This window comes from Cytobacillus sp., assembly GCF_964223445.1.
Taxonomy (GTDB): Bacteria; Bacillota; Bacilli; order Bacillales; family Cytobacillaceae; genus Cytobacillus.
The window spans coordinates 19630-46356 of record NZ_CAXQGS010000027.1; the positions used below are offsets into that span (position 1 = coordinate 19630).

Here is a 26727-nt window from a genome sequence, read left to right on the forward strand (position 1 = left end):
AAATCTGGTGATAGAAAAGAGTTTATATTTCTGAATTGTTAAACATTAAAAAATCCGCATTTTATTCATCACAAATGAACACCAATATGTTATACTAATAGCAACTTGAAGCAATAAAAAGTATAACACTAATGTGGAAGGGGCCGTAACATGAAGGCGAGAATAGCGATTAATGGTTTTGGAAGAATTGGACGTATGGTTTTTAGAAAAGCCATCCTTGATGAAAATCTTGAAGTGGCTGCCATAAATGCAAGCTATCCTGCTGAAACTTTGGCACACTTAATTAAATATGATACAAATCATGGACCATTCGAAGGAAGTGTTGTTCCAGAAGACAATGCTATTGTTGTAAACGGTAAAAGGGTTCAGCTTGTCAGCAGCCGGAATCCTCAAGAACTTCCCTGGAAAGAAATGAACATCGATATTGTCATTGAAGCTACAGGAAAATTCAATTCCCGTGATAAAGCGGCACTTCACCTTGAAGCTGGAGCAAAAAAGGTAATACTTACTGCTCCTGGAAAAAATGAAGATGTGACTATTGTTATGGGTGTAAATGAAAGCGCATTAAAAATTGAAGAACATGATATTATTTCAAATGCATCATGTACAACAAACTGCCTTGCACCTGTTGCAAAAATCCTTGATGAACAATTTGGAATTGAAAACGGACTTATGACAACAGTTCATGCATATACAAACGACCAAAAGAATATTGATAACCCGCATAAGGATTTACGCCGGGCACGTGCCTGCGGACAGTCCATAATCCCGACTTCCACTGGTGCCGCCAAAGCTTTGTCGCTGGTATTGCCTCACTTAAAGGGCAAATTGCATGGAATGGCACTCCGTGTCCCAACGCCAAACGTTTCTTTAGTTGACCTTGTTGTAGACTTAAAGCAAGACGTCACAATTGAAGAAGTGAATGCGGCTTTTGCAACTGCTTCACAGGGATCGCTGCACGGTATCCTTGATATTACTGACGAACCACTGGTTTCAATTGATTTCAACACAAATGAACATTCTGCCATCATTGATGGATTATCTACTATGGTAATCGGCTCCAGCAAAGTGAAAGTACTTGCCTGGTATGATAATGAGTGGGGCTATTCTTGCCGCGTTGTAGACTTAACAAAATTTGTTGCACAGGAACTTTTTCAGGCATCTGCCGTAAAAATTGGATAATGGCCAGTTTCTCTTAATATAAAACTACCCATACTTTTAAAGCCTGCCATTCCCCGGCAGGCTCCTTTTATTGGACAAAATTATATCCTGAGAAGGAAAAGTCTTCAGAAATTTTGCCAAAAAAAATGTAAAACAATGTGTTGCAAAAAGAAATTAAACAAAGTATACTAATCCTCGTGAACTTCTCCGAGGTTTTGGTATGGTAGCTACTTAAAGGGTTAGGACCTCTCTGGACTAACTTTCCCCCGTGGTAGTTATGGACCAGTTAAAATCTGGAATTTCATTAATTAATAGCTTAAAAGTTTAAAGGGGGAAATTTGAATATGGAAACTATGGGTCGTCACGTTATCTCAGAACTTTGGGGATGCGATTTTGAAAAGTTAAATGATATGGATTTTATTGAGCAGACATTTGTAAATGCTGCATTAAAGTCTGGTGCTGAAATTCGCGAGGTTGCATTTCATAAGTTTGCGCCACAGGGTGTAAGCGGAGTGGTTATCATCTCTGAATCTCATTTAACTATTCACAGCTTCCCGGAGCATGGCTATGCCAGCATTGATGTGTATACGTGTGGAGATCTTGACCCTAACATCGCTGCAGACTTTATTGCAGAATCGTTAGGAGCTCAAACGCGTGAGAATATCGAAATTCCTCGCGGTATGGGTCCAGTTCAAGTTAAACAAGCTCAAGTGCTTTAATAACAGAATGATCTTAAGCAATCCAGAGGTGTATTGAATACACCTCTTTTTATTTTGCTTAAATTTGCTTAAATACATTACCTTTAGTATCTCCCGTAAAAAAAAAATAGTACAATAAGGATACATGAAAAATAACGGAGGAAAGAGGATGTCTATTTTCAGGCAGCTTGCCAGCCGCTATAAAAAGCAGTGTGAAACAAATGAAAACCACTCTGATCCAGAGCTCACTACAAGATATTATAGAACCAATACAGCTCAAATGCTGCAGACGATTGAAGAATTATTCAAAGCAGACCAAAATGTAAACATTCTCAGCATTTCCAAAGAACACGGAGAGATTGCAGCAGAAATTAAGAAAGATAAATCTTGTTTTGCCATTGTCACAGTCGTAACTGTCAGGCCTTTCGAAACGGCTGTAGATATCAATATCTCAACTGAGCAATCCTCTCCGGCAGGTGTACACCCAATACTTAAAAGAGAAGTTCTTTCCATTTATGAAAAGGTGAATAAACGGCATGATTTTCTCGGTTCTGCAAGAAACGCAGATAAATAGTTGTACTTGTACTGACAACTCCTTTTTTATAAGATAAGAGTAACAAATAAAATACGGTAATTGGTCTAAAGCCAGCAAAATTACTTATTTATCGCTGTCTAACGGGCAGTAACCCCCCACTTCAAGCCTCAAGGGAATCGAAGGAGGGTAAGCGGGGGAAAACTGCCCGTAAAGGCCCGATAGAAGAACAAAGCCTAAGAACGCCACGTCCTGTGGCAACGTCTTTGTGAACCACTTCCTGTTGGCCTCAACTAACAATCAGCGGGGGACCCCCTGATTGAAGTTTCACTTTATAAAAGAATTCGGAGCTGATTGTATGAGATGCCCTTCATGCCAAAACAATAATACCCGTGTTCTCGATTCCCGTCCTGTTGATGACAGCAGGTCCATTCGGCGCAGAAGGGAATGCGAGAAATGCGGATACCGGTTTACGACTTTTGAAAAAGTGGAAGAAATTCCTTTAATCGTTGTGAAAAAAGAAGGCACCAGAGAGGAATTCAGCCGGGAAAAAATACTGAGAGGCCTTATTAAAGCATGTGAAAAGAGGCCGGTTGCCCTAAAGGATCTGGAGGAAATTACTTTTGATGTGGAAAAAGAGCTCCGCAGCAACGGTGTCTCCGAAATAAAAAGCGATGAAATTGGCGAAATGGTTATGGACAGGCTCGCAAATGTGGATGATGTGGCATATGTTCGTTTCGCATCTGTATACAGGCAATTTAAAGATATTAATGTTTTTATCGATGAACTCAAAGAATTAATCAAAAAAGAACAATCTTAAATCAGGTCAGTTGCTGCTGTCCCTGATTTCTAATGAAATAGTCTAATGGGCTGAAGGATTTCTTTGGCTCTTTTTTTACGGTATATGCTTTTGATATTAATCAGAGTAATAAATATTCTTAATAGAAAAAGGTGAACACCATGGCCCAGCATTGGCAGGAGATGCTCCCCATTGATCGATATACAGTAGCAGCCAGCGGGCTTTTGCATGATTATGACCGAAAAGTGCTGACTCTGTTATATCAGCCGCTCATTGGCTCTGTGTGCTTCAGTTTATATATGACATTATGGGCGGAACTTGAAGAAAACCGGCTATGGGCATCTTCTAATTCACACCATAGTTTAATGAATTTCATGGGCATGGGGCTTAAGGATATATATGAAGCCCGCCTCAAGCTAGAAGGGATAGGACTTTTAAAGGTATACGTAAATAAAGATGAAGAGACAAGGTCATTTATTTATGAACTTCTCCCCCCGCTGACACCTGAACAATTTTTCCTTGATGGCATGCTCAATATTTATCTTTATAAGAAATTGGGCAGAAACCAATTTATGAGGCTGAAACGCTTCTTCTCAGACCAGAAGGTAAAGACAGCCACAGGATATGAGGAAGTTACAAAGGCTTTTCAGGATGTATTTAAATCAGGACACCCTGGTTCTTTTGAGGTTGACGATGAAGTGGTGCAGCTGATGAATGAATCAGAGACAGAAGGGTATATTGGAAGGCAGGAACAGGAAGGCATTCAAATCGGGAATGAAGATTTTAATTTTGAACTGCTTCAGGCAGGGCTGAATGAATCACTAGTACCGAAAAAGGCCATCACAGTTAAAGTAAAGGAATCCATCAGCAATCTTGCCTTTTTGTACGGAATTGACCCTATTCAAATGAAAAATATCGTCATCAGCGCTGTAAATGAAGATGATGAGATAAACATTGATGAGTTGAGAAAATCTGCACGGGACTGGTATCAATTCCAGAACCAGGACCAGCTGCCATCCCTGATTGACAGGGTTCAGCCTGCCATCCATCAGTCTCATAAAAAACAGCCTGAAACACAGGAAGAAGAGTTGATCCGTTATTTGGAAATCACCTCACCAAGGCAGCTGTTAAAAGATATATCAGGAGGGGCAGATCCATCAAAAGGCGACCTGCAGATCATTGAAGATGTCATGTTTCAGCAAAAGCTTTTGCCAGGGGTAATTAATGTGCTGATTCAATATGTTATGCTCAAAACAGATATGAAATTGACCAAAGGCTACGTAGAAAAAATAGCTGGTCACTGGGCTAGAAAGAAAATTAAAACACCCAAGGCAGCTATTGATTTAGCTAAGAAAGAACACCGGCAATACCTGGATTGGGCGGAAGGAAAGAAAACAGCCAGCACAACTGGAAACAAAAAGAAGCCGATCAGGACAGAAATGCTTCCGGACTGGTTTGATGAAAAAAGCAGTGCATCCGCCAAAAAGACAGAGCCTCAGCAGCAAGTAAGCGAAAAGGATCAGTATGAGCTGGAAATGAAAAAAAAGGAGCTTCATGAAAAATTAAAAAAACTGCGTTCACAGGAGGTGACTGATTGATGGAGAAAATTAATGAAACATTAAGGCGCCTTGCGGGCAATGAAGGTTTTCAAAAAAGGTATGAAATGATGAGGAATCAAACGCTTAATCACCCTGAAGTGAAGGCTTTTATCCAAACTCATCGGGATGAATTGACATCTGAGATGGTTGAAAAGAGCCTTAGCAAACTCTTTGAGTATACACAGCAGAGCAAGGAATGCAATAAATGTCCGAGCTTGGAGGGCTGTGTGAATTTTATGCAGGGCTATCATCCGGAACTTGTAATTCAAAGAGGATCGGTCGATTTGAAATATGATAAGTGCCCTCGAAAGGTCATGCACGATGAGAAGCGGAGAAATGAAAAATTAATTCAGAGCTTATATGTACCATCGGATATCCTTCATGCCACTTTTGATTCCATATATGATGATGACGATCGCATTGAGGCTGTTGATAAGGCGGCATCTTTTGTCATGGACTACCAGCCGGGATCCAAGGGAAAGGGAATTTATTTTTATGGGAAATTCGGTGTAGGCAAATCTTATTTGCTTGGTGCTATTGCCAATAAGCTTGCAAGCCAGAAAGTATCCTCCATGATTGTCTACGTTCCCGAACTATTCAGGGAATTGAAGAATTCAATTGGAGATCAAACTTTGAACAGCAAGATTGAAACCATTAAAAAAGCACCTGTTTTAATGTTCGATGACATTGGTGCCGAAACCATGTCCAGCTGGACAAGGGATGAGATATTAGGGCCAATTCTGCAGTTCCGCATGCAGGAAAGCCTGCCAACCTTCTTTACTTCCAATTTCGATCTGCAGGGTCTCGAACATCATCTCTCCTACAGCCAGCGCGGCGAGGAAGAGAAAATGAAGGCAAGGAGAATCATGGAGCGCATTAAATACCTTGCTGAACCAGTGCTTGTAGAAGGACCGAACAGAAGAGTATAACCTGAAAGCTGCCGATAAAGTGTCCGGCAGCTTTTATTATTCAATTTACAATAGTTTAATGCACTAAAAGGCTAATCACGCTTCTAACTTGGCCAAGTCCGCCATATACATAGAACAGAGATTTGTATAAAGGGGGGATTTGGTTGATCGAAATCATTTTCCAAAGCAGCACGGATGCGAGGAATTTTTATGAGCATCTTTATGAACAGCTGCAGTCTTTTTGTCAATGTGATAATAATATTCTTCATTTTGAAGATCAACATATAGTCAGAGTTTCTGCTGATAATAGCAGCGATGTCCTAAATACTGTTAAGGAAGTGTTTTTCCAATTTATAGTGAGCCAGAAGCAGGATGATTGGTTTAAACGGATACTGATGGAGCATTATTATTATGAGGACGAAGGCGAGCAGCAGCAGATTCTTGAAATCATTCACTCTATTTTGGAAGGAAGCCGGGAGGATCTTGCTGCGTTTGTCAGTGGCCTGGATGTAAAAGAAAGCTTGAAAAGTGCTATTGACCAGCTGTTCCAGAATAACATTTCCTTTTCTTTTGATTCTTTCGTAAAATTCCGGATGCGGCCGCTTATGAATGAAATGACCAAATACGTTGAAGTTTCCATCGATGAATATAAAATGGAGCAGGAATACCAGATGTTTATTCATACATTGAGAGATTTCCTGGGAGGAAAGGAGCCAAAGATTAATACGATCCATGTCCTGATGGGAGAAAGCGTTTATTTTTATGATGGGCAATTGTGCGAAATTAAACGTGGAGAGCTATTAAGAATGATTGACCGCAAGCTATTATCCAATCATCCTGTATACGTGGATTCCGTTACGATTGCTCCGCTGCTCTCGATCGCACCCTCAGCTATTTATCTGTACTCGGATGATTTCGACCAGCCGCTGGTCAGAACAATCCGCAATATTTTTGAAGAAAGACTTGAATTAAGATCTATTGAAGACTTTTATAAATATCAAAATGCCGATGATGAAAAATGTAAAAGATACCCTTGATTTTCCTGAAATAACAAACTATAATAACGTACATATTATAAAAATCGAGCAAAAGTTGCGATGAGGATATGGGTATTCTAATACGGTTTAAAGAGAGGGAAGGCAAGGCTGAAACCTTCCTAACACGATTCGAATGCTTACCGCCTCTGAACTCCAGCCAGGAAATGGGCTGGCGGGAAAAGACCGTTATCTTACTACAGAGTCGTTTTTCTTCTAAGAGAACGAGAAGTAGGGTGGAACCGCGTGTTAAATACAACTCGTCCCTTTTTTAGGGACGGGTTTTTTTATTTTTTTAGTGTAAAACGCTATAGCATCTGATCCAGGTGTCTTGTGCTAACATAAAAAGGGAGGAAATATCATGTCAGAAGTTGTTAAAGTTTCGTTTCCGGATGGAGCAGTAAAGGAGTTTCCAAAGGGAACGACAACAGAAGATATTGCAGCTTCGATCAGCCCGGGCCTGAAGAAAAAGGCAATTGCCGGCAAGCTGGATGGAGAAATGTATGATCTTCGCCGTCCAATCGAAAAGGATGGAGCTGTTGAAATTGTAACACCGGACTCAAAAGATGCGCTGGAGGTTCTTCGCCACAGTACTGCCCATCTAATGGCGCAGGCAATCAAGCGTTTATATAAAAATGTAAAGCTTGGGGTAGGTCCTGTCATTGAAGGCGGATTTTATTATGACATCGATCTGGAAGAGTCACTTTCACCAGAGGACCTTCCTGTGATTGAAAAAGAAATGAAGAAAATTATTAATGAAAACCTTGACGTTGTCCGCAAGGAAGTCAGCCGTAATGAGGCGGTTCAGATGTACAAGGAAATTGGTGATGAATACAAGCTTGAACTGATTGAAGCCATTCCTGAAGATGAAACAGTGACAATCTATGAGCAGGGTGAGTTCTTCGATCTCTGCCGCGGAGTCCACGTTCCATCAACTGGAAAACTTAAAGAGTTCAAACTTTTAAGCATTGCTGGCGCCTACTGGAGAGGCGACAGTGATAATAAGATGCTTCAGCGCATTTATGGAACAGCTTTCTTCAAGAAAGAAGACCTGGCTGAGCATTTGCGTCTCCTTGAGGAAGCGAAAGAGCGTGACCACCGTAAAATCGGCAAAGAGCTTAACTTGTTCATGAATTCGCAAAAAGTCGGACAGGGCTTGCCGATGTGGCTTCCGAAAGGGGCAACAATCCGCCGCAATATTGAGCGCTATATCGTTGATAAAGAAGAAAGACTGGGCTATGACCATGTATATACTCCGATCATGGGGAGTGTAGATCTTTATAAAACATCCGGTCACTGGGATCATTATCAGGAAGACATGTTCCCTGTAATGGAAATGGATAACGAACAGCTTGTTCTTCGTCCAATGAATTGCCCGCATCATATGATGATCTATAAGAACGGCATCCACAGCTATCGTGAACTGCCAATCCGTATTGCTGAGCTTGGAACTATGCACCGCTATGAAATGTCAGGAGCATTATCCGGCCTTCAGCGTGTACGCGGCATGACGCTGAACGATGCTCATATTTTTGTTCGCCCTGACCAGATTAAGGAAGAGTTTAAGCGTGTAGTACATCTGGTGCTTGAAGTGTATAAAGACTTCGATATCAATGACTACTCATTCCGTCTTTCCTACAGAGATCCACAGGATACTGAGAAGTACTTTGATGATGATGAAATGTGGGAAAAAGCACAGGCCATGCTTAAAGAAGCCATGGATGAAATCGGTCTTGATTATTTTGAGGCAGAAGGCGAAGCAGCCTTCTACGGTCCGAAATTGGATGTTCAAGTTAAAACTGCCCTTGGCAAGGATGAGACATTATCTACTGTCCAGCTGGACTTCTTGCTTCCTGAACGTTTTGACCTGACTTATGTAGGTGAAGATGGAAAGCCTCATCGTCCGGTCGTTATCCACCGCGGTGTCGTTTCCACTATGGAACGTTTTGTGGCATTCCTGATTGAAGAGTATAAGGGAGCGTTTCCAACTTGGCTTGCCCCCGTTCAAGTTCAGGTCATTCCGGTTTCTCCTGATATTCACTTTGATTATGCCAAGCAGGTCCAGGAGCAGCTTCAGGCAGAGGGCTTCCGTGTAGAGCTGGATGACCGCAATGAAAAAATCGGATATAAAATCCGTGAAGCGCAAATGCAAAAAACTCCATACATGCTTGTTGTTGGAGACAATGAAGTAGCTGAAAAAGCTGTCAATGTCCGCAAATATGGAGAGCAAAAATCAGAAACGGTTTCATTTGAAAACTTCATCTCAGCACTAAAAGCTGAAGTTAAACGATAATCATTAAAAAAGGGCTGCATGAGCTGCAGCTCTTTTTTTGTGAAGTCTTCGTGACAACCCGCAGAATTTGAAATACCCAAATCAGCTGCTGCAAACCAGAAAGTTGGCATTAAATTCATTTTGAAAAAATGTTAAAATCATATTGCCAAAAGCGAATAATTTTGTTATGCTTTTCTTCGTTGTGATAAAAGTTATTCGTTTGACACGAAATCATACTTTGTGATATAGTAGCTAAGGTAAATTGAATACAGTTTGAGGAAAAGAAGAAGCACCCGCTTCTCACCTGATTGACGCAAAGTGCAGTTGGCAGGTTTTACGTGAACATTTTGTGTTTATATACGTAAGTGTGGGTGTTTTCATCCGCACTTTTTTATTTGGTTAAAAACAGCTCAGCTTCCTCTCCGGAAGAGAAATGTTGCATAACTTGCGATTCAGCTTTGGTCCGGTGCAGCTGGCAGCTGTAAAGCTGTCTGCTTCAGCAGGCGCTTGCGCTTTTCTTGACCCAAACGTTGTGTTCGCATTAAACCTTGGAGGTGTCTAGCTATTAGCAAAGATATGTTGTTAAACGAGGGCATTCGCGCCCGCGAAGTCCGTCTTATTGACCAAAACGGCGAGCAGTTAGGTATTAAATCAAAATTCGACGCACTTGAAATTGCTTCTCGTGCCAATCTTGATCTTGTTCTGGTTGCACCGAATGCGAAACCTCCGGTAGCCCGTATCATGGACTACGGAAAGTTCAAATTCGAGCAGCAGAAGAAAGACAAGGAAGCTCGCAAAAACCAGAAGATTATTAGTATTAAAGAAGTTCGTCTTAGCCCGACTATTGAAGAGCATGACTTTAATACAAAGCTTCGCAATGCTATTAAATTCCTTGAAAAAGGCGATAAAGTAAAAGCATCGATCCGATTTAAAGGTCGTGCCATTACGCATAAGGAAATTGGCCAGCGTGTTTTAATCCGATTTGCACAGGCATGCAATGAAGTTGCAGCAGTGGAATCTCATCCAAAAATGGATGGCCGAAGCATGTTTATGGTCTTAGCACCGAAAAACGACAAGTAAGAGGAGGAATTCCCAATGCCAAAAATGAAAACTCACCGCGGCGCTGCTAAGCGTTTCAAAAGAACAGGTTCTGGTAAACTGAAGCGTTCTCATGCTTACAGAAGCCATATGTTCGCTAACAAATCTCAAAAGCAAAAGCGTAAGCTTCGCAAAGGAACTCTTGTTTCTTCAGGCGATTACAAGCGCATCCGTAACTTACTAGTAAATCTTAAGTAATATCTCGAAATTAGGAGGGAAATAATATGCCACGTGTAAAAGGCGGTACTGTTACTCGCAAACGTCGTAAAAAAGTTCTTAAATTAGCTAAAGGTTATTTCGGTTCAAAACATACATTATATAAAGTTGCTAACCAGCAGGTTATGAAATCCCTAATGTATGCATACCGCGACCGTCGCCAGAAAAAGCGCGACTTCCGCAAACTTTGGGTTACTCGCATCAATGCAGCAGCTCGCATGAACGGTCTTTCTTACAGCCGTTTAATGCATGGTTTAAAGCTTGCTGGCATCGAAGTTAACCGCAAAATGCTTGCTGAATTAGCAATCGCTGACGAAAAAGCATTTGCTGAATTAGCATCAGTTGCAAAGCAGCAGCTTAGCAAGTAATAATTATTCATAAAATAGCCATTCCCTTAAATGTGGGAATGGCTTTTATTTTGCTTTAAATGGACAGAAGCTTTCGTTTCATTTAAGCTCAATACAGACTTAATACATTTAAAGGAGAAAGCTCATGGTCAATACAATTGCTCTTATCTATCTGGTTATGAATGTGGCTGGTTTTTACCTGATGAAGCTTGATAAGGAGAAGGCGAAAAGGAATCAGTATCGAATCAGCGAAAAAAACCTCTGGATCACAGCCTTTTTGAGCGGGGCTGCCGGAATGACTCTTGGAATGAAGACCTTCAGGCATAAAACGAAGCATGTGCAGTTTAAATGGGGACTGCCTATTCTGGCGATGCTTGAAGCAGGCTTGCTTGTGTACCTGGTTATTCTCTTGTCATAAACAGTCAGGGCTATCCATAAGCTTTAGTGAACAGCAGGAAAGACATCGGGGAGAGGTGAAGGCATGAATGATCAATTGACTCTATTGTTTGCCATGGCAGAGACTGCTGGAATTCTTGCTCCCATTGCTTTTATCTTTTTTCATTTCATCAGGCAGTTTCTATTCATTCCGGTACCGCTTGTCTGCATAACTGGCGGAGTTCTATTTGGAAGTTTTTTTGGTTCTGTTTTCTCCATTGCAGGACTGATGATCAGCAGTGTTCTTTTCTATTTCTTGATTACAAAAATGCCGAGGACACATCAAAAGCTTTCATTACTAAAAAAGCGGTGGTTCGGGGAATATCGGAATCTAACTGTCGGCCAGGTTGCGGTTTTAAGGCTCATCCCTTTTATTCATTACCATTTATTGAATTTTTGTCTTATGGAGAGACATAAGGGTTTTGACCAATATTTGAAAAATTCATGGACCACCAATTTGCCGTTGGCTGTTTTTTATACGGTTTTTGGTGAATTCATCAGCCGATTCACTCCTTCAATGATTATCCTGATTTTGCTTTCACTTTCTGTCTTAGTATTTGTGCTGAGGGAAAAGGTGACTGTTATCAAATGGAAGGAATTCTTTAAAGCAGCATAAAAAAACGTTCGGGGCTGCCGAACGTTTTTTTATAAATGGTCTTTAATTTCATCTTGTGGTGAAGCTGTTTTATGCATAAATTCCTTCACAGGGCTTTTCCAGTCAATTTTTGCAGTGGGGTATGCCTCGGTTATCTTTCTTTCTATAAATAGAAAGTCCTCCCTTACCATCCCTTTAAGGGCCGATGTATTATGCGGCCAGATGAAAATGGAGACCACATCAAAAGCATTGTCCGTGGTTCCCAGATATTTTTCGCCTTCAAATAAAACCCCTTTATACGTAATCAGGAAGTTCTTCCTGACATTTTCCTGGTCATCCCAAAAATAATATCGTTTCTGTTCGTGTGCAAGCTCGAGCTTTCTCTTAGAATTCAGCAGATATTTTACCGCGGTGTATATAAGAAAAAGAATCAGAGCAAACAATAGCATACGCAGGAGCCACATATTAACCAGCCCTCCATTATTATTTTCCTTACTTTACGGATAAGATTAAAAAAAGTTTCAACTTTTTTGCGATTTGTTATAATTTTTTTGATGGGCAAGGATATGAATATTAATCATTTATTTCTTATAGGATGGTGGAAAATGAATTATCAGCTATTATTTCAAATGCAAAAAGGGCTGGACAGCCATATAGAATCGAACCATGGTTTAGAGGAAGAAGATTTATTTGAACGTAAAGTGCTTGCGCTGCTGGTTGAATTGGGAGAGCTTGCAAATGAGACAAGATGCTTCAAGTTTTGGAGCCTTAAGCCATCCTCTCCTCAGGAAACAGTATTGGAAGAGTTTGTAGACGGTATACATTTCATTTTATCACTTGGAATTGAATCCGGATTTGACACTGAAATGGAATATGCTGTTCCTTTGGAAAAGGCAGAGTCAGTTAATGGCCAGTTTTTGTCTGTCTATGATGGAATCGGACAGTTTCGGACAAGCCGTTCCCTAGCAGATTATAAAAGGCTTATTGCTGCCTATTTACATCTAGGGAAAATGCTTGGTTTTAACTCTTCACATATAGAAAAAGCATATATAGATAAAAATGAAGTAAATTATAAAAGGCAGGATGAAGGATACTAATCCTGAAGGTCCGCCTGCAGCCTGAGTAAATATCCGTCTGATAATTCTTTATATTAAATCGCATGTTCTGTATAATAGGGTTGAATAAATATTAAGGGAGTCGAAATGATGGCTAAATTAGATGAAACGCTAACCATGCTTAAAGACTTAACGGATGCGAAAGGAATTCCGGGAAATGAGCGCGAACCGCGCGAGGTTATGAAAAAATACATAACAGCATATGCTGATGAAGTCACTACAGATGGATTGGGAAGCCTGATTGCTAAAAAAACCGGCAAAGAAGGCGGTCCTAAGATCATGGTAGCTGGCCACTTGGATGAAGTTGGATTTATGGTAACAAACATTGACGATAAAGGTTTCATCCGCTTCCAGACAGTTGGGGGCTGGTGGTCACAGGTTATGCTTGCACAGCGGGTGACGATTGTAACGTCCAAGGGAGATGTCACTGGGGTAATTGGTTCAAAGCCGCCGCATATCTTGTCCCCGGAAGCGCGCAAAAAGCCTGTTGAAATTAAAGATATGTTCATTGATATTGGTGCTTCAAGCCGTGAAGAAGTGAAAGAGTGGGGAGTAAAACCTGGTGACATGGTGGTTCCTTATTTTGAGTTTACGGTTATGAAAAATGAAAAGATGCTTTTGGCAAAGGCTTGGGATAACCGCATTGGCTGCGCTATTGCCATTGATGTGCTTAAGCAATTGAAAGATGCTGATCATCCAAATGAAGTATATGGTGTAGGAACGGTACAAGAAGAGGTTGGACTTCGCGGAGCCCGCACTTCTGCGCAAAAAATCGAGCCGGATATCGCATTTGGTGTAGATGTGGGAATCGCAGGGGACACACCAGGGATTTCTGAAAAAGAAGCCATGAGCAAAATGGGCAAAGGTCCGCAAATCATCCTTTATGATGCATCAATGGTCTCGCACAAAGGCCTTCGTGATCTAGTAACAGACACTGCGGATGAACTGAATATCCCTTATCAGTTTGATGCCATCGCTGGCGGCGGAACAGATTCAGGAGCCATTCATGTTACTCATAATGGAGTTCCATCACTTTCCATCACCATTGCAACTCGCTATATCCATTCCCATGCAGCAATGCTTCACCGCGATGACTATGAAAATGCCGTTAAGCTTATTGCTGAAGTGATTAAGAAGCTTGACCGGGAAACAGTTGATCAAATTACTTTTGAATAATAGAAAAAACTCCGGGGCTAATACCGGAGTTTTTCTACTTTATTTTAGGCCGCTCTCCAATGTGTGTAGCATTTCCTGTTTATCTTCCTCTGAAGAGTTTTTCCAGATTACTTCAAACAATACACCTAATCCAGGCAGCATTTTTTCTTCCCCATTTTGAATGGCATCTACGATCGTATCTTTAAGTTCGTCTTGAGAGTTTCCTGAAACATTGTGTAAAATGGCATTGCGCAGGTTTAAATTCACCTTGATGCACTCCTTCCAGATTTAATTCGTTATTATCTTCTCTAATTTCGCTTTTATTATGTATTTCAAATAGGCTATAATGAAAAAACTGTATAAAGAAATTCCGGTTGTGCGGGATTTTCTATAAAAGGAGAGACCGTGTTGAAGCATATACAATCTGCAAAAAATCCAAAAATTAAAGGATGGAAGAAACTTTTGACTAAAAAAGAGCGGGACAAAACAGAAACCTTTTTGGTTGAAGGCTTTCATTTAGTGGAAGAAGCACTCAAAGCCAATCAAATAGCTGAAATAATCATTAGTGAAAATAAAGACATGCCTCCCGGATGGGATTATGGGGACATCCCTGTAACAATGGTTACAGATGAAATCATCGGGCAGCTGGCGGATACGGAAACGCCGCAGGGAATCTTTGCTGTCTGCAGTCAGGAACCCTCCACTGAGGAAGTAAAAGGAAAACGGTTTTTATTAATAGATGCCGTCCAGGATCCCGGAAATCTGGGTACGATGATAAGGACGGCTGATGCTGCTGGTATCGATGCCATTATTGTGGGTGAAGGCAGCGTTGACGCATATAACCCAAAGGTGCTTCGCTCTGCACAGGGCAGTCACTTCCATTTGCCGGTGTTAAGAGGGAATTTGTCTGACTGGATCGGGAGACTGACAGAAAGGAAAGTCCCTGTCTATGGAACCGCTCTGGAAAATGCCCAGGAATACACGAAGTATGAGTCCTCTGATTCCTTTGCACTGCTTGTTGGAAATGAAGGAAATGGTGTTAATAAAGAGCTGCTGGCTAATACAGCAGCAAACCTTTATATACCGATATTCGGGAAAAGCGAATCACTTAATGTGGCGGTGGCTGCCGGAATTCTTCTTTATCATTTAAGAAAATAGAAAAAGGGCGGCAATTTTTTGAAAACCGTTTGAAACAGCCTCAAGAATGTAATATAATTAACAGCAAAATTATAATAACAAAACGATGACGGAGACCAGTACCTTGCAGTCAGCCTTTTCAGGGAGAAAATGCCTAAGACTGAAAGCATTTTTACAGGAAATGCAAGGGAACATTCACCTCCTGAGTTGGCATCGGGACCATTGAAAAGTATTGTTGGCGCTCTGCTGAGTTGTCCAGCTGAAGCGGCTGAACGAGCCTCTTCCGCTTTTCCGTGTAAAGATGTACCGGCATAAGCCGTTATCCCAATGAAGTGAACACGTGCATGAAGTACATATATGTGTTAAAAAGGGTGGTACCGCGAAACCTCGTCCCTTTATGGGGATAGAGGTTTTTTATTTTGGCCAAAAAAGTAAAAGAATTAATTTCAAGGAGGATTTTTAGATGCAAGAGCGTTTAAAGGAACTGCAAACTGAAGCGTTGGAAAAAATCAGCACTGCTGCTGATTTAAAAGAATTAAATGACATCCGTGTATCTTACCTGGGCAAAAAGGGCCCAATAACAGAAGTTCTTAAAGGAATGGGGAAACTGTCTGCGGAAGAGCGCCCTAAAATGGGAGCACTGGCAAATGAAGTGAGAGACAGCATTTCTGCGGGAATTGAAGAAAAGCAGAAGCATCTTGAGGAAGCGGCAGTACTGGAAAAGCTGTCTGCTGAAAAGATAGATGTTACTCTTCCTGGACGTCCTGTCAAATCAGGGAACCATCATCCGCTGACACGCATTATCGAAGAAATTGAAGATTTGTTCATTGGAATGGGCTATACAGTGGCTGAGGGTCCTGAAGTTGAAAAGGACTACTATAATTTTGAAGCCTTGAATCTTCCTAAAGGCCACCCTGCCCGCGATATGCAGGATTCCTTCTATATTACAGAAGAGATTCTTCTGCGCACCCATACTTCACCGGTACAGGCTAGAACAATGGAGAAGCATGAAGGCAAAGGGCCGGTTAAAATCATCTGCCCGGGTAAAGTGTATCGCCGTGATAATGATGACGCAACACACTCTCACCAGTTCATGCAAATTGAAGGACTTGTTGTGGATGAAAACATCCGAATGACCGATTTGAAAGGAACACTGGAAGTGTTTGCGAAGAAAATGTTCGGAGATGACAGGGAAATCCGTCTTCGCCCAAGTTTCTTCCCATTTACAGAGCCATCTGTGGAAATGGATATTTCCTGTAAAATCTGCGGCGGAAAAGGATGCAGCGTATGTAAAGGCACTGGCTGGATTGAAATTCTTGGCGCAGGAATGGTTCATCCCAATGTTCTTGAGATGGCAGGCTTCGATTCTAAGAAATACACAGGCTTTGCATTCGGAATGGGTCCTGAGCGAATCGCCATGCTGAAGTATGGTGTGGATGATATTCGCCACTTCTATACAAATGATGTTCGTTTCTTAAAGCAATTTTCAATTCATGAGTAATTAGAAAAGCGGAGGCGGCTGTACCAGGAGCCGGAGCTGGACAATAAAAGAGGAGGATCATAAATGTTCGTTTCATATAAATGGCTGCAGGAATATGTTGATTTATCAGGCGTTACACCTGCAGAGCTTGCAGAAAAGATTACAAAAAGCGGGATTGAAGTTGAAGGCATAGAGGTTTTGAATGAAGGCATCAAAGGTGTTGTTGTAGGGCATGTCCTTGAAAGAGAACAGCACCCAAATGCTGATAAACTGAATAAATGCTTAGTTGATACAGGAGCTGGTGAGCCTGTACAAATCATATGCGGTGCCCCAAATGTGGATAAGGGACAGAAAGTGGCCGTGGCTACAGTAGGAGCTGTTCTTCCAGGCAATTTTAAAATTAAGCGCGCTAAGCTCCGCGGCGAAGAATCAAATGGAATGATCTGTTCGCTTCAAGAACTGGGCATTGAGAGTAAGCTGATTGCAAAGGAATATTCTGAAGGCATTTATGTTTTCCCTAATGATACAGAAGTTGGCCAGGATGCTCTTGAGCAGCTAAATCGTGACGACCAGATTCTTGAGCTTGGATTGACTCCGAACCGATCTGACTGCTTAAGCATGCTGGGTGTTGCCTATGAAGTAGCAGCTATTTTAGGAAGAGATGTAAAGCTTCCTGAGCCGCATGCTGAGACTTCTTCTGAAAAGGCGTCTGATTACATTGAAATTCAGGTGGAAGCAAAAGAAGATAATCCTCTTTATGTGGCGAAAGTGGTGAAAAATGTAAAAATCGGTCCATCTCCTGTATGGATGCAGGCTCGTTTAATGGGGGCGGGCATTCGCCCTCACAATAACGTGGTGGACATCACAAACTACATTCTGCTTGAATACGGCCAGCCGCTCCATGCTTTTGATTATGACCGGCTGGGATCAAAGCAAATCCTTGTCCGCAAAGCAAGCGATGGCGAAGTAATTGTTACGCTTGATGATGCGAAGCGTGAGTTAACCTCAGACCATCTTTTAATAACAAACGGGACAGAACCAATTGCACTTGCCGGCGTCATGGGAGGGGCAAATTCTGAAGTACAGACTGACACTAAAAATGTACTTATTGAATCAGCTTATTTTAAAGGGGCAACGGTTAGAAAAGCTTCAAAAGACCATGGCTTAAGAAGCGAAGCAAGTGCCCGCTTTGAAAAAGGTGTGGATCCAAACAGAGTTAGAGCTGCTGCAGATAGAGCTGTTCAATTGCTTGCACAATATGCGGGCGGGGAAGTGCTTGAGGGTTCTGCAGAAGCAGATGCACTCCAAGTGGAACCTGCTGTGGTGTCTGTAACGCTTGAAAAAATCAATCGTGTCCTTGGCACGAAGTTATCCATGAAAGAAGTAGAGGATATATTTGCCCGTCTTCAATTTGAAACAAATACTGATAATGATACGATTACTGTTACAGTTCCAACACGCAGAGGCGACATTACGATTGAAGAAGACCTTATTGAAGAAGTTGGCCGTTTATTTGGCTACGATAATCTGGCTTCGACTTTACCGGTTGGATCGTCTACCCCAGGGCATCTTACTGAATACCAGAATAAACGCAGATTGGTCCGCCGTTACCTTGAAGGTGCTGGACTTTACCAGGCAGTGACTTATTCATTAACAAATGAAGCAAAAGCGGCTCAATATGCACTGGAAGCGCGCAAGCCTGTGCAGCTGGCAATGCCTATGAGTGAAGATCGCAGCCTGCTTCGATTAAGTATTGTTCCGCAGCTTCTGGAAGTATTAAAATATAACTCTGCACGCCAGAACGACAGCCTGGCTGTTTATGAAACAGGAGCGGTGTTCCTCTCCAATGGAGAAGAGGATCTGCCTGAAGAGCGTGAGCACCTTGCTGGAGCGGTTACTGGCTTATGGCACAGCCACCCATGGCAGGGAGAAAAGAAGCCTGTGGATTTTTACGCTGTAAAAGGAATTCTTGAGGGCTTATTTGATAAGCTGGGACTATCCGATAATGCTGAATTCCGTCAGGCACAAAAGGAAGGGATGCACCCTGGAAGAACAGCAGAAGTATTGCTTTCCGGTAAATCAGTGGGATTTGTCGGCCAAATACATCCAACTGTGGAAAAAGAGCTTGATTTGAAAGAAACATATGCGTTTGAGCTTTCCTTAAAGGCGATCCTGGAAGAGGAAGTTTCACCTTTGCAGTATGAAGCTATCCCGCGTTTCCCTTCCATCACAAGGGATATTGCCCTTGTAGCAGATAAGGGAACAGCAGCTGGCGAGCTTGAAGGAATCATTAAAGAAGCTGGCGGCAAGTTATTAAAAGACGTCCATGTTTTTGACCTGTACGAAGGCGAACGGATGGAGGCGGGCAAAAAATCAATTGCCTTCTCCCTCAAATACTTCGACCCTGAACGTACACTAACCGATGAAGATGTTACAAAAGCGCATGATAAAGTGCTGGATGCTGTGAAGGAAAAAGCCGGAGCAGTATTGAGAGGATAAAATAATGAGGAAGGCAGCCCGAGGGCTGCCTTTTCTTTATTTGGCCGTTAAAACAGCTCATTTGGCCGATAAACCTCTCATTTTTGCCGATAAATACTCAAAACTGGCCGATAAACCTCTGCTTTTGGTCGATAAATATATATTCCAAAGAGTTATGGTCCTCTTAAACAGGAAAAAAGCAGCCAATCTCCTTAAATTGGCTGCTTCATTATCAATTATACTTCCTGCTGTAAAGCTTCATCGCCTTTTCAGTATTCGCAAAGTGCAGTTTTACAAAGGAAGGCAATGCCTCTCGCCCTTTTTCTCTGATCAGCCGGGCTGCTGCTTCATCAACCTTCGGACCGGCGCCTTTAGTGAGCCGGAAACCGGCCTTTGTGCTAAGGTTTTCAAAGTGGCGCACAAACGCATAGCGTGCCAGGATCGAGGCTGCTGCAACTGCGAGGTGGATACCTTCCGCTTTTGTGCTGAAAAGGACCCGTTCCCTCTGAATGGTCTGCTGGTTTTTCAAATAGTTGAAGTAAACCTCTTTCTTTGCAAACTGGTCAATCAAAATGGCCTCAGGCTTTTCAGGAGCAATTTTCCCTAAAACATGCCCGATTGCCTGATTATGCAGTAATGCTTTGATTTTCCCCTGGGACATCCCTGATTGCTGAAGCTTATTGTATTTTTCATTATGGAGGGTTAACAGGCTGTGAGGAACGATATCTTTAATCTGTTTTGCAATTTCAAAGATTTTTTCATCTCCCAGATTTTTGGAGTCCTTAACTCCAAGCTCCTTCAGTAAAGGGATTTGCTCTTTTTTTACGTAAGCTGCAACAACCGTGATGGGACCAAAATAATCACCGGTACCCACTTCGTCTGATCCTATGACAGAAAGGGAACTGATATTTTCCGGCAAGCTGGAAGCGGCCGGGCTGGTTTTTTTGTTTGGCTGTGCACTGCGTGCGGTATCTCCCCATTTTTTTGCCTCTGTTTCACTCCCGCTGCCCTGAAAGAGGACTTTCCCTGATTTATAGGCAGTGATCGAACATCCTGGCACCTTTGCAGCAAATACGCTTCCAGGAGGCTGCTTTTCATTTAGGCTGCCTGAATAATAGGCTTTCATTTCTGAGATTTCATTTGCTTTTTTTAAAAGTACTACTTGGCTCATATTAATTCTCCTCATCTTTGTTAACTGATTGAATCTGCTGCTTTTTGTTGGTAAAAGCACAAAGATTCCGCTTAATTTTGAACTTGGATAATTGTCTAGCGAAAGCAGCCTACCCCCTCGAGGTCACAACTTGTCAGGGGTGGGCAAGGCGCTTCCGCTTTTCGTAAGAACTGAGCTCTTTTGACATGCTTTGACTTCCCACCAATATACGTTCATGTTATGATATTGATTAGGATTCTTTAAAGAAGGAGGGCATGGACGTTGTCAGAGATACAAAGAAATCGCACAAGTGTAGATATTTATGGACAGCAATATGTAATAGTAGGCTCCGAGAGCTCCAGCCATGTTCGCCTTGTCGCTTCGCTGGTTGACGATAAAATGCGTGAGATCAGTTCGAAGAATCCTTCACTCGACATTAGTAAGTTAGCCGTGCTGACTGCAGTCAATGCTGTTAATGATTATATAAAGCTAACAGACCGTCTGGAACGGCTGGAAAACGAATTAAATAGAGTAAAGGACGGAAAGTAGTATGCTGGATCTTGCAATTATCATTATTTTGGTTTTTGGCTTTTTTATAGGCTTGAAAAGAGGATTTATCCTCCAATTAATTCATTTGACTGGATTTATTATTGCTTTCATTGTAGCCCGTATGTATTACGGCGAGCTAGCACCTAAGCTGACCTTATGGGTGCCATATCCCAGTTTTAGCAGTGACTCGGCGATTCAGATGTTATTTGAGAATGCAGATCTTGAAGATGCTTACTATCGCGCCATCGCATTTGTCGTGATTTTTTTTGCGGTAAGAATATTACTGCAGATTATCGGAAGCATGCTTGATTTTGTTGCCCATCTTCCTGTTTTAAAACAGCTGAATGTTTGGGCTGGCGGCATTCTCGGATTTATCGAAGTCTATCTTATCATGTTTATTCTATTATACATAGCCGCACTGGTTCCAATAGAAGTGCTGCAGGGGCCGATCAATAATTCCTTTATGGCAGAATTAATGGTTAAGAATACGCCTGTTCTCTCTAACCAGCTCAAAGAAATGTGGGTTGAATATATGGCTGCGTAACTTCTCTATTTCTAGAGGAGTTTTCTTTTTGAAAGGCTGTTAATATAAGTTTTGTGGATTTAAATCTACAATCTAGCTAAATCCGCTATAGCTGGTTGGAGCGGAGGACGCTTGATCCTCGAAAATGCGTTCGCATTTTCTTCGTGCGGTGTTGCTCAGGGAGGTTATTCAATGTCCTGCGGGAGGAGAGGGAGCGGAAGACCCCACAGGCGAAGCCGAGGAGCTCTGTGCCTCCCCGCGGAAAGCAAGTGTCCGCAGTGGAAACCAACGGGCAATATTAAAAGGTAAAACCTCACTTATTAAGTAAGAGGCTTTAGAGATAGCCAAGATTTGAAGTTCCAACGCAAAATAAGAGATAATACGGATACGAATACAGTTACGGGCAGGTGGTTTCCATGAGTATAAATAAAAAAGATGTTGTCAGGCTTTTAGAAACAATCGCTGTTTATATGGAGTTAAAAGGAGAAAACCCTTTCAAAACAGCTGCCTTCCGAAAAGCGGCACTGGCACTTGAATCCAATGATGAAAGCTTGACAGAAATAAAAGACTTTACAAAGTTATCCGGCATCGGGAAAGGAACCGCTGCTGTTATTGAGGAGTACATAAAAGAAGGAAAGTCTTCTGTTCTGAATGAACTAAAAGAAGAAGTGCCTTCCGGATTAATTCCTCTGCTTCAGCTTCCAGGACTGGGCGGCAAGAAAATTGCCAAGCTATATAAAGAACTTGGCGTCGAAAATGCCGGAGACCTTGAGGATGCGTGCCGTAATAAGAAGGTCCGCGGCCTTGCAGGATTTGGGGAAAAATCGGAAGAAAAGATACTCGCTGCCCTTGAAAATGCAGGAACCAGACCGGAACGGCTGCCGCTTGCATTTATGCTGCCTATAGCAGAAGGCATAGAAGCCGCTCTGGGGGAAATGAAGGATATAGAAAAATACTCAAGGGCAGGAAGCTTAAGGAGAATGAGGGAAACAATCAAAGACCTAGACTTTATTATAGCTACAGACAAACCTGCTTCTGTCAAAGAGCAGTTATTAAGTTTATCCGGGATCAAAGAAGTGATAGCCGCAGGAAATACAAAGGTTTCCGTTGTTTTTGAACATTCCTATGATATATCGGCTGATTTCCGTTTAGTTGAGCCGCATGAATTTGCCACAACACTCCATCATTTTACTGGATCGAAGGACCATAATGTCAGAATGAGGCAGCTTGCAAAAGAGCGCGGGGAAAAAATCAGTGAATACGGAGTTGAAAACACAGAAACAGGTGAAATCCTTACATTTAAAGATGAAGAGGAATTTTACGCCCATTTCGGACTTCCAATCTTCCCGCCTGAAATTAGAGAAGATGGGAAAGAAGTGGATGAATATACGCAAGACATGGAATTAATATCTCTTGAAGATATTAAGGGTGACCTTCATATGCACTCAACCTGGAGTGATGGCGCCTATTCCATTGAGGAAATGATTGAAGCTTGCAGGGCCCGCGGCTATAAATATATGGCTATAACAGACCATTCTCAGTACTTGAAGGTGGCGAACGGTTTGACTGCTGAAAGACTTCGCAGTCAAAAAGAAGAAATAAAGCGGCTTAATGAGCAATTCGATGATTTCACGATACTATCAGGGGTGGAAATGGATATTCTGCCCGACGGATCGCTTGATTATGATGATGAACTTCTCGAAGAAATGGACATTGTCATTGCTTCCATTCATTCTTCTTTTTCACAGCCGAAGGAAAAAATCATGGCTCGCTTGAAATCGGCGCTGCATAATGCCCATGTCGACATTATTGCCCACCCTACGGGAAGATTGATCGGCCGCAGGGAAGGCTATGAAGTAGACATGGAAATGCTCATCGAGCTTGCAAAGGAAACAAATACAGCCCTTGAGCTGAATGCAAATCCGAACCGGCTGGACCTTGCTTCTGAGCATATCAGACAAGCTCAGGAATCCGGTGTGAAAATAGTGATTAATACTGATGCACATAAAATAGACACTCTAAATCACATGGAAATCGGCGTTTCCGCGGCAAAGAAGGGATGGATCAAGAAGGATTCCGTTCTAAATGCCATGGAAACAGAAGATTTGCTCAAATTTCTAAAAGAACGGCAGTAGGAAATTGGGCATGAAAGGGGAAAATCCTCATGCAAGAAAGAGTATTGAAGATACTTGAGTTCACTAAAGTGAAGGAACAGCTGCTAGAACATGTTTCTTCATCCTTGGGAAGAAAAAAGGCCTTAAATATTCTTCCTTCAACTGACTATGAAGAAGTAATCCGCAGGCAGGAAGAAACAGATGAAGCCGTAACAGTGCTTAGAATTAAAGGGAATGTACCGCTTGGCGGCATTTTTGATATACGTCCTCATGTGAAGCGGGCGGTTATTGGCGGAATGCTTAGTCCCCAGGAACTTAACCAGATATCCAGCACGATTCATGCAAGCAGGCAGATGAAAAGATTTATCGAGGAATTTGCCGACGAAGAAAGCAGCCTGCCGATCCTATTGGGATATACAGATAAAATTATCGTCCTGGCCGATTTGGAAACAGCTATCCGCAATGCGGTCGATGATAATGGGGAAGTTCTTGACAGTGCAAGCGAGACTCTCCGTTCCCTTCGAAATCAGCTCCGCACAAAAGAATCGCGCGTAAGGGAGCGGCTGGAGAGCATGATTCGGTCTTCCAGCGCACAAAAAATGCTTTCCGATGCGATTATTACAATCCGCAATGACAGATTTGTCATACCTGTAAAGCAGGAATACCGGGGGCATTATGGAGGCATTATCCATGACCAAAGTTCATCCGGCCAGACATTATTCATTGAGCCCGCGTCCATTGTCCAGCTGAACAATGAATTACAGGGCATCAGGGTAAAAGAACAGCAGGAGATCGAACGGATTCTAATAGTGCTCTCAGGACAGACCGCTGATAATAGCAGTGAACTGGAAACCATTGTAGATGTGCTCGGAGAAGTCGATTTTACGTTTGCAAAAGCCAGGTACAGTAAACGCATAAAAGCCTCCAAGCCAAAAATCAATAATGAAGGGAAAATTTCCTTATTTAAAGCCCGGCATCCGCTTATTCCTATGGATGAAGTAGTGGCAAATGATATTAAGCTCGGATCTGAATATTCTACCATTGTCATTACAGGACCAAATACCGGCGGTAAAACAGTTACATTAAAAACAGTAGGGCTTTGCACATTAATGGCTCAGGCCGGTCTGCAGATCCCTGCGCTTGATGGTTCTGAAACGGCTGTTTTCGGAAATGTTTATGCTGATATCGGAGATGAACAGTCAATTGAACAAAGTTTGAGCACCTTCTCTTCGCATATGGTTAATATTGTGGGAATTCTTGACCAGGTTGACTTCAATAGTCTGGTATTATTCGATGAACTTGGTGCAGGTACCGATCCACAGGAAGGTGCTGCCCTGGCGATTTCTATTCTTGACGAAGTATACAAGCGGGGGGCAAGAGTTATCGCCACAACTCATTATCCTGAACTGAAGGCCTATGGCTATAACAGAGAAGGAGTTATCAACGCCAGTGTAGAATTTGATATTGAAACGCTAAGTCCAACCTATAAGCTGCTGATTGGGGTTCCGGGCCGAAGCAATGCCTTTGAAATATCAAAACGGCTTGGGCTTAATGATCAAGTGATTGATACCGCAAGATCCTATATCGGAGCAGATACAAATCAGGTTGAAAATATGATTGCATCACTAGAAGAAAGCCGCAGACAAGCAGAGGCTGACATGGAAGAAGCCAATGACTTTTTGAAAAGTGCAGAAAAACTTCATAAAGATCTGCAAAAGCAAATGGCTGAATTTTATGAGCAAAAAGATGCAATGCATGAGAAGGCAGCAGAGAAAGCCGGGAATATCGTTGAGAAAGCCAAGGCAGAAGCAGAAGAAATTATCCGTGACTTAAGAAAAATGCGCATGGAGAAACATGCTGAAGTAAAGGAACATGAGCTGATAGAAGCAAAGAAACGCCTGTCCGATGCTGCACCGCAGATGAGCTCGGTAAAGAATAAATTAAAGCCAATCAATAATAAACATGTTTTTGAAGCAGGTGATGAGGTAAAAGTTCTGAGTTTCGGGCAAAAAGGGCATTTGCTTGAAAAGGTGTCTGACAATGAATGGCAGGTTCAAATCGGCATCTTGAAAATGAAAGTTGCCGAGAAGGATTTAGAATATATCAAGAGTCCAAAACCTGTTGAAACAAAACCAGTTGCAACCGTAAAAGGCAAAGATTTTCATGTGAGCCTTGAACTTGATTTACGGGGCGAACGATATGAAAACGCACTATTAAGAGTGGAGAAATATATAGATGATGCCCTTTTGGCTGGATATCCACGTGTCTCCATCATTCATGGTAAAGGAACTGGGGCTTTGAGGCAGGGTGTTCAGGAGTATCTAAAAAATCACAGGTCAGTTAAAAAAATTCGATTTGGTGAAGCAGGAGAAGGCGGCACAGGGGTTACAGTCGTTGAATTTAAATAGCTTTGCCAGCCCCTCCCCTTTTGTTTTTGATTAGGGGAGAGGGTACTTAATTCCAGCGGGGAGAATGGAAATGAAAGAATTTTGGGAAAATGAATTTATTCAGACAGCTGCTTATTACAGTGTTGTCATTTTATGTATGATTGTTTTTTTAGCTATTTTTGAATTAGTTACCAAGTATCGCAATTGGGAAGAAATCAAAAATGGAAATATCGCTGTAGCAATGGCGACCGGCGGGAAAATATTTGGAATTGCAAATATCTTCAGGCATTCCATCATGCATAATGATACCTTGCTGACAATGATTACCTGGGGAATTTTTGGATTTTTTCTTTTATTGATCGGCTATTTCATATTTGAATTTTTAACACCTAAGTTTAGAATTGACGAAGAAATTGAAAATAATAACAAAGCAGTCGGTTTTATTTCCATGGTGCTGTCAATCGGATTGTCATATGTCATCGGTGCAGGTTTATCATAAGGAGAGAATTAACATTGGAAAAGTTAGCGAAGGTTCTGCTGGTTCTTAGCGGAGTGTTTATTCTTATAGGGGCCATTTATATATTTTTCCTAACATAATATTTTTGTGAAATAGGGATATGGGAAAATCGCCAGTATATAGGGCGATTTTTTTTTTGTGCCAATTAAAAAGAATATCCCCGATTAGCTGGACAGCCCTCTGAAAAAAATATCTTCCTGAGTGTAAGGTCTTATTCTAATTGTCATAGAACCAGCATTATATTATAATAAGGTCGAACAGTTAGAATGTTCTAAAAGTTCAGAAGGTGTCCATCGTTTTTCTAAAAGTTTAGCAAGTGAAACTTTGAACTTCGATAACTGTCTAGCGCAAGCAGCCTACCCCCTCGAGGTCACAAGCTTGTCTAGTTGCGGCTCATAGGGACTCGGGATCATAAGCAGTTTCCTTTCA

At 41.9% G+C, this 26727-nt stretch carries 26 protein-coding genes and 1 other annotated feature; of the genes, 23 read left to right on the forward strand and 3 right to left on the reverse strand.

Annotated features, from left to right (window positions below; genetic code table 11):
* The first annotated feature begins 150 nt into the window (after positions 1 to 150).
* The 13 genes from ACEQ1T_RS03620 (at position 151) to ACEQ1T_RS03680 (ending at position 11714) form a co-directional block, all read left to right on the forward strand.
* Positions 151 to 1182, forward strand: coding sequence for a glyceraldehyde-3-phosphate dehydrogenase (locus ACEQ1T_RS03620; RefSeq protein WP_370221780.1), 1032 nt, complete (start codon positions 151 to 153; stop codon positions 1180 to 1182).
* A 323-nt stretch (positions 1183 to 1505) separates the two neighbouring features.
* Entirely contained in the window at positions 1506 to 1880 is a 375-nt protein-coding gene (speD, locus tag ACEQ1T_RS03625; RefSeq protein WP_009333223.1) for an adenosylmethionine decarboxylase, read from the forward strand.
* Positions 1881 to 2028: 148 nt separating this feature from the next.
* Entirely contained in the window at positions 2029 to 2433 is a 405-nt protein-coding gene (locus ACEQ1T_RS03630) for a hypothetical protein (RefSeq protein ID WP_206839054.1), read from the forward strand.
* A 316-nt stretch (positions 2434 to 2749) separates the two neighbouring features.
* Positions 2750 to 3211 carry a transcriptional regulator NrdR gene (nrdR, locus tag ACEQ1T_RS03635; RefSeq protein WP_206839317.1) on the forward strand — a complete coding sequence of 154 codons (462 nt, stop codon included), beginning with the start codon at positions 2750 to 2752 and terminating at the stop codon, positions 3209 to 3211.
* A gap of 140 nt (positions 3212 to 3351) precedes the next feature.
* A complete protein-coding gene (locus ACEQ1T_RS03640) occupies positions 3352 to 4788 on the forward strand; it encodes a replication initiation and membrane attachment family protein (protein WP_370221781.1) in 1437 nt (478 codons plus the stop codon).
* Entirely contained in the window at positions 4788 to 5717 is a 930-nt protein-coding gene (gene dnaI, locus ACEQ1T_RS03645; RefSeq protein ID WP_206839316.1) for a primosomal protein DnaI, read from the forward strand. Before ACEQ1T_RS03640 ends, dnaI begins: the two co-directional genes overlap by 1 nt.
* Positions 5718 to 5860: 143 nt before the next feature.
* A complete protein-coding gene (gene ytxC, locus ACEQ1T_RS03650; RefSeq protein ID WP_370221783.1) occupies positions 5861 to 6733 on the forward strand; it encodes a putative sporulation protein YtxC in 873 nt (290 codons plus the stop codon).
* A 358-nt stretch (positions 6734 to 7091) separates the two neighbouring features.
* Entirely contained in the window at positions 7092 to 9023 is a 1932-nt protein-coding gene (gene thrS, locus ACEQ1T_RS03655) for a threonine--tRNA ligase (RefSeq protein ID WP_206839048.1), read from the forward strand.
* 254 nt (positions 9024 to 9277) lie between these two features.
* Positions 9278 to 9401, forward strand: a sequence feature (ribosomal protein L20 leader region).
* Positions 9402 to 9578: 177 nt separating this feature from the next.
* Positions 9579 to 10082, forward strand: coding sequence for a translation initiation factor IF-3 (infC, locus tag ACEQ1T_RS03660; RefSeq protein WP_206839046.1), 504 nt, complete (start codon positions 9579 to 9581; stop codon positions 10080 to 10082).
* 15 nt (positions 10083 to 10097) lie between these two features.
* A complete protein-coding gene (gene rpmI, locus ACEQ1T_RS03665) occupies positions 10098 to 10298 on the forward strand; it encodes a 50S ribosomal protein L35 (protein WP_009333215.1) in 201 nt (66 codons plus the stop codon).
* 26 nt (positions 10299 to 10324) lie between these two features.
* Positions 10325 to 10684, forward strand: coding sequence for a 50S ribosomal protein L20 (gene rplT, locus ACEQ1T_RS03670; protein WP_053434161.1), 360 nt, complete (start codon positions 10325 to 10327; stop codon positions 10682 to 10684).
* Positions 10685 to 10808: 124 nt separating this feature from the next.
* Positions 10809 to 11081, forward strand: a complete 273-nt coding sequence (locus tag ACEQ1T_RS03675; protein WP_206839045.1) for a DUF1294 domain-containing protein — start codon at positions 10809 to 10811, stop codon at positions 11079 to 11081.
* Positions 11082 to 11144: 63 nt separating this feature from the next.
* A complete protein-coding gene (locus ACEQ1T_RS03680) occupies positions 11145 to 11714 on the forward strand; it encodes a TVP38/TMEM64 family protein (RefSeq protein WP_370221784.1) in 570 nt (189 codons plus the stop codon).
* A gap of 29 nt (positions 11715 to 11743) precedes the next feature.
* Here ACEQ1T_RS03680 and ACEQ1T_RS03685 read toward each other — a convergent pair whose 3' ends face one another.
* Complete coding sequence (locus ACEQ1T_RS03685; RefSeq protein ID WP_206839041.1) at positions 11744 to 12157, reverse strand: sigma-w pathway protein ysdB; 414 nt, start codon at positions 12155 to 12157, stop codon at positions 11744 to 11746.
* Between the two features lie 141 nt (positions 12158 to 12298).
* Here ACEQ1T_RS03685 and ACEQ1T_RS03690 point away from each other — a divergent pair, with 141 nt between their 5' ends.
* Complete coding sequence (locus ACEQ1T_RS03690) at positions 12299 to 12790, forward strand: dUTP diphosphatase (protein WP_370221786.1); 492 nt, start codon at positions 12299 to 12301, stop codon at positions 12788 to 12790.
* Positions 12791 to 12898: 108 nt separating this feature from the next.
* Positions 12899 to 13984: a M42 family metallopeptidase gene (locus ACEQ1T_RS03695; protein ID WP_206839314.1), complete on the forward strand. Its 1086-nt coding sequence runs from the start codon at positions 12899 to 12901 to the stop codon at positions 13982 to 13984.
* Between the two features lie 39 nt (positions 13985 to 14023).
* Here ACEQ1T_RS03695 and sspI read toward each other — a convergent pair whose 3' ends face one another.
* The gene (gene sspI, locus ACEQ1T_RS03700) at positions 14024 to 14230 is read right to left on the reverse strand and encodes a small acid-soluble spore protein SspI (RefSeq protein WP_206839039.1); all 207 of its coding nucleotides are present in this window, start codon (positions 14228 to 14230) and stop codon (positions 14024 to 14026) included.
* A gap of 141 nt (positions 14231 to 14371) precedes the next feature.
* Between sspI and ACEQ1T_RS03705 the strand changes: the two genes are divergently transcribed.
* The 3 genes from ACEQ1T_RS03705 (at position 14372) to pheT (ending at position 19079) form a co-directional block, all read left to right on the forward strand.
* Positions 14372 to 15121: a TrmH family RNA methyltransferase gene (locus ACEQ1T_RS03705; RefSeq protein ID WP_370221787.1), complete on the forward strand. Its 750-nt coding sequence runs from the start codon at positions 14372 to 14374 to the stop codon at positions 15119 to 15121.
* 442 nt (positions 15122 to 15563) lie between these two features.
* Positions 15564 to 16601, forward strand: coding sequence for a phenylalanine--tRNA ligase subunit alpha (pheS, locus tag ACEQ1T_RS03710; protein WP_206839037.1), 1038 nt, complete (start codon positions 15564 to 15566; stop codon positions 16599 to 16601).
* 63 nt (positions 16602 to 16664) lie between these two features.
* On the forward strand, positions 16665 to 19079 hold the full coding sequence (gene pheT / locus ACEQ1T_RS03715) for a phenylalanine--tRNA ligase subunit beta (protein ID WP_370221789.1): 2415 nt from the start codon (positions 16665 to 16667) through the stop codon (positions 19077 to 19079).
* Between the two features lie 211 nt (positions 19080 to 19290).
* Here pheT and rnhC read toward each other — a convergent pair whose 3' ends face one another.
* The gene (rnhC, locus tag ACEQ1T_RS03720) at positions 19291 to 20229 is read right to left on the reverse strand and encodes a ribonuclease HIII (RefSeq protein WP_206839035.1); all 939 of its coding nucleotides are present in this window, start codon (positions 20227 to 20229) and stop codon (positions 19291 to 19293) included.
* A gap of 261 nt (positions 20230 to 20490) precedes the next feature.
* On the opposite strand from rnhC, the gene zapA reads away from it, so the two are divergent.
* The 5 genes from zapA (at position 20491) to ACEQ1T_RS03745 (ending at position 26280) form a co-directional block, all read left to right on the forward strand.
* Complete coding sequence (gene zapA / locus ACEQ1T_RS03725) at positions 20491 to 20757, forward strand: cell division protein ZapA (protein WP_009333202.1); 267 nt, start codon at positions 20491 to 20493, stop codon at positions 20755 to 20757.
* 1 nt (position 20758) lies between these two features.
* Entirely contained in the window at positions 20759 to 21301 is a 543-nt protein-coding gene (locus tag ACEQ1T_RS03730; protein WP_206839034.1) for a CvpA family protein, read from the forward strand.
* Between the two features lie 395 nt (positions 21302 to 21696).
* Entirely contained in the window at positions 21697 to 23415 is a 1719-nt protein-coding gene (gene polX, locus ACEQ1T_RS03735; protein ID WP_206839033.1) for a DNA polymerase/3'-5' exonuclease PolX, read from the forward strand.
* 29 nt (positions 23416 to 23444) lie between these two features.
* The gene (locus tag ACEQ1T_RS03740) at positions 23445 to 25802 is read left to right on the forward strand and encodes an endonuclease MutS2 (protein WP_206839032.1); all 2358 of its coding nucleotides are present in this window, start codon (positions 23445 to 23447) and stop codon (positions 25800 to 25802) included.
* A gap of 70 nt (positions 25803 to 25872) precedes the next feature.
* Positions 25873 to 26280 carry a DUF350 domain-containing protein gene (locus ACEQ1T_RS03745; protein WP_206839031.1) on the forward strand — a complete coding sequence of 136 codons (408 nt, stop codon included), beginning with the start codon at positions 25873 to 25875 and terminating at the stop codon, positions 26278 to 26280.
* The last annotated feature ends 447 nt before the right edge of the window (positions 26281 to 26727 follow it).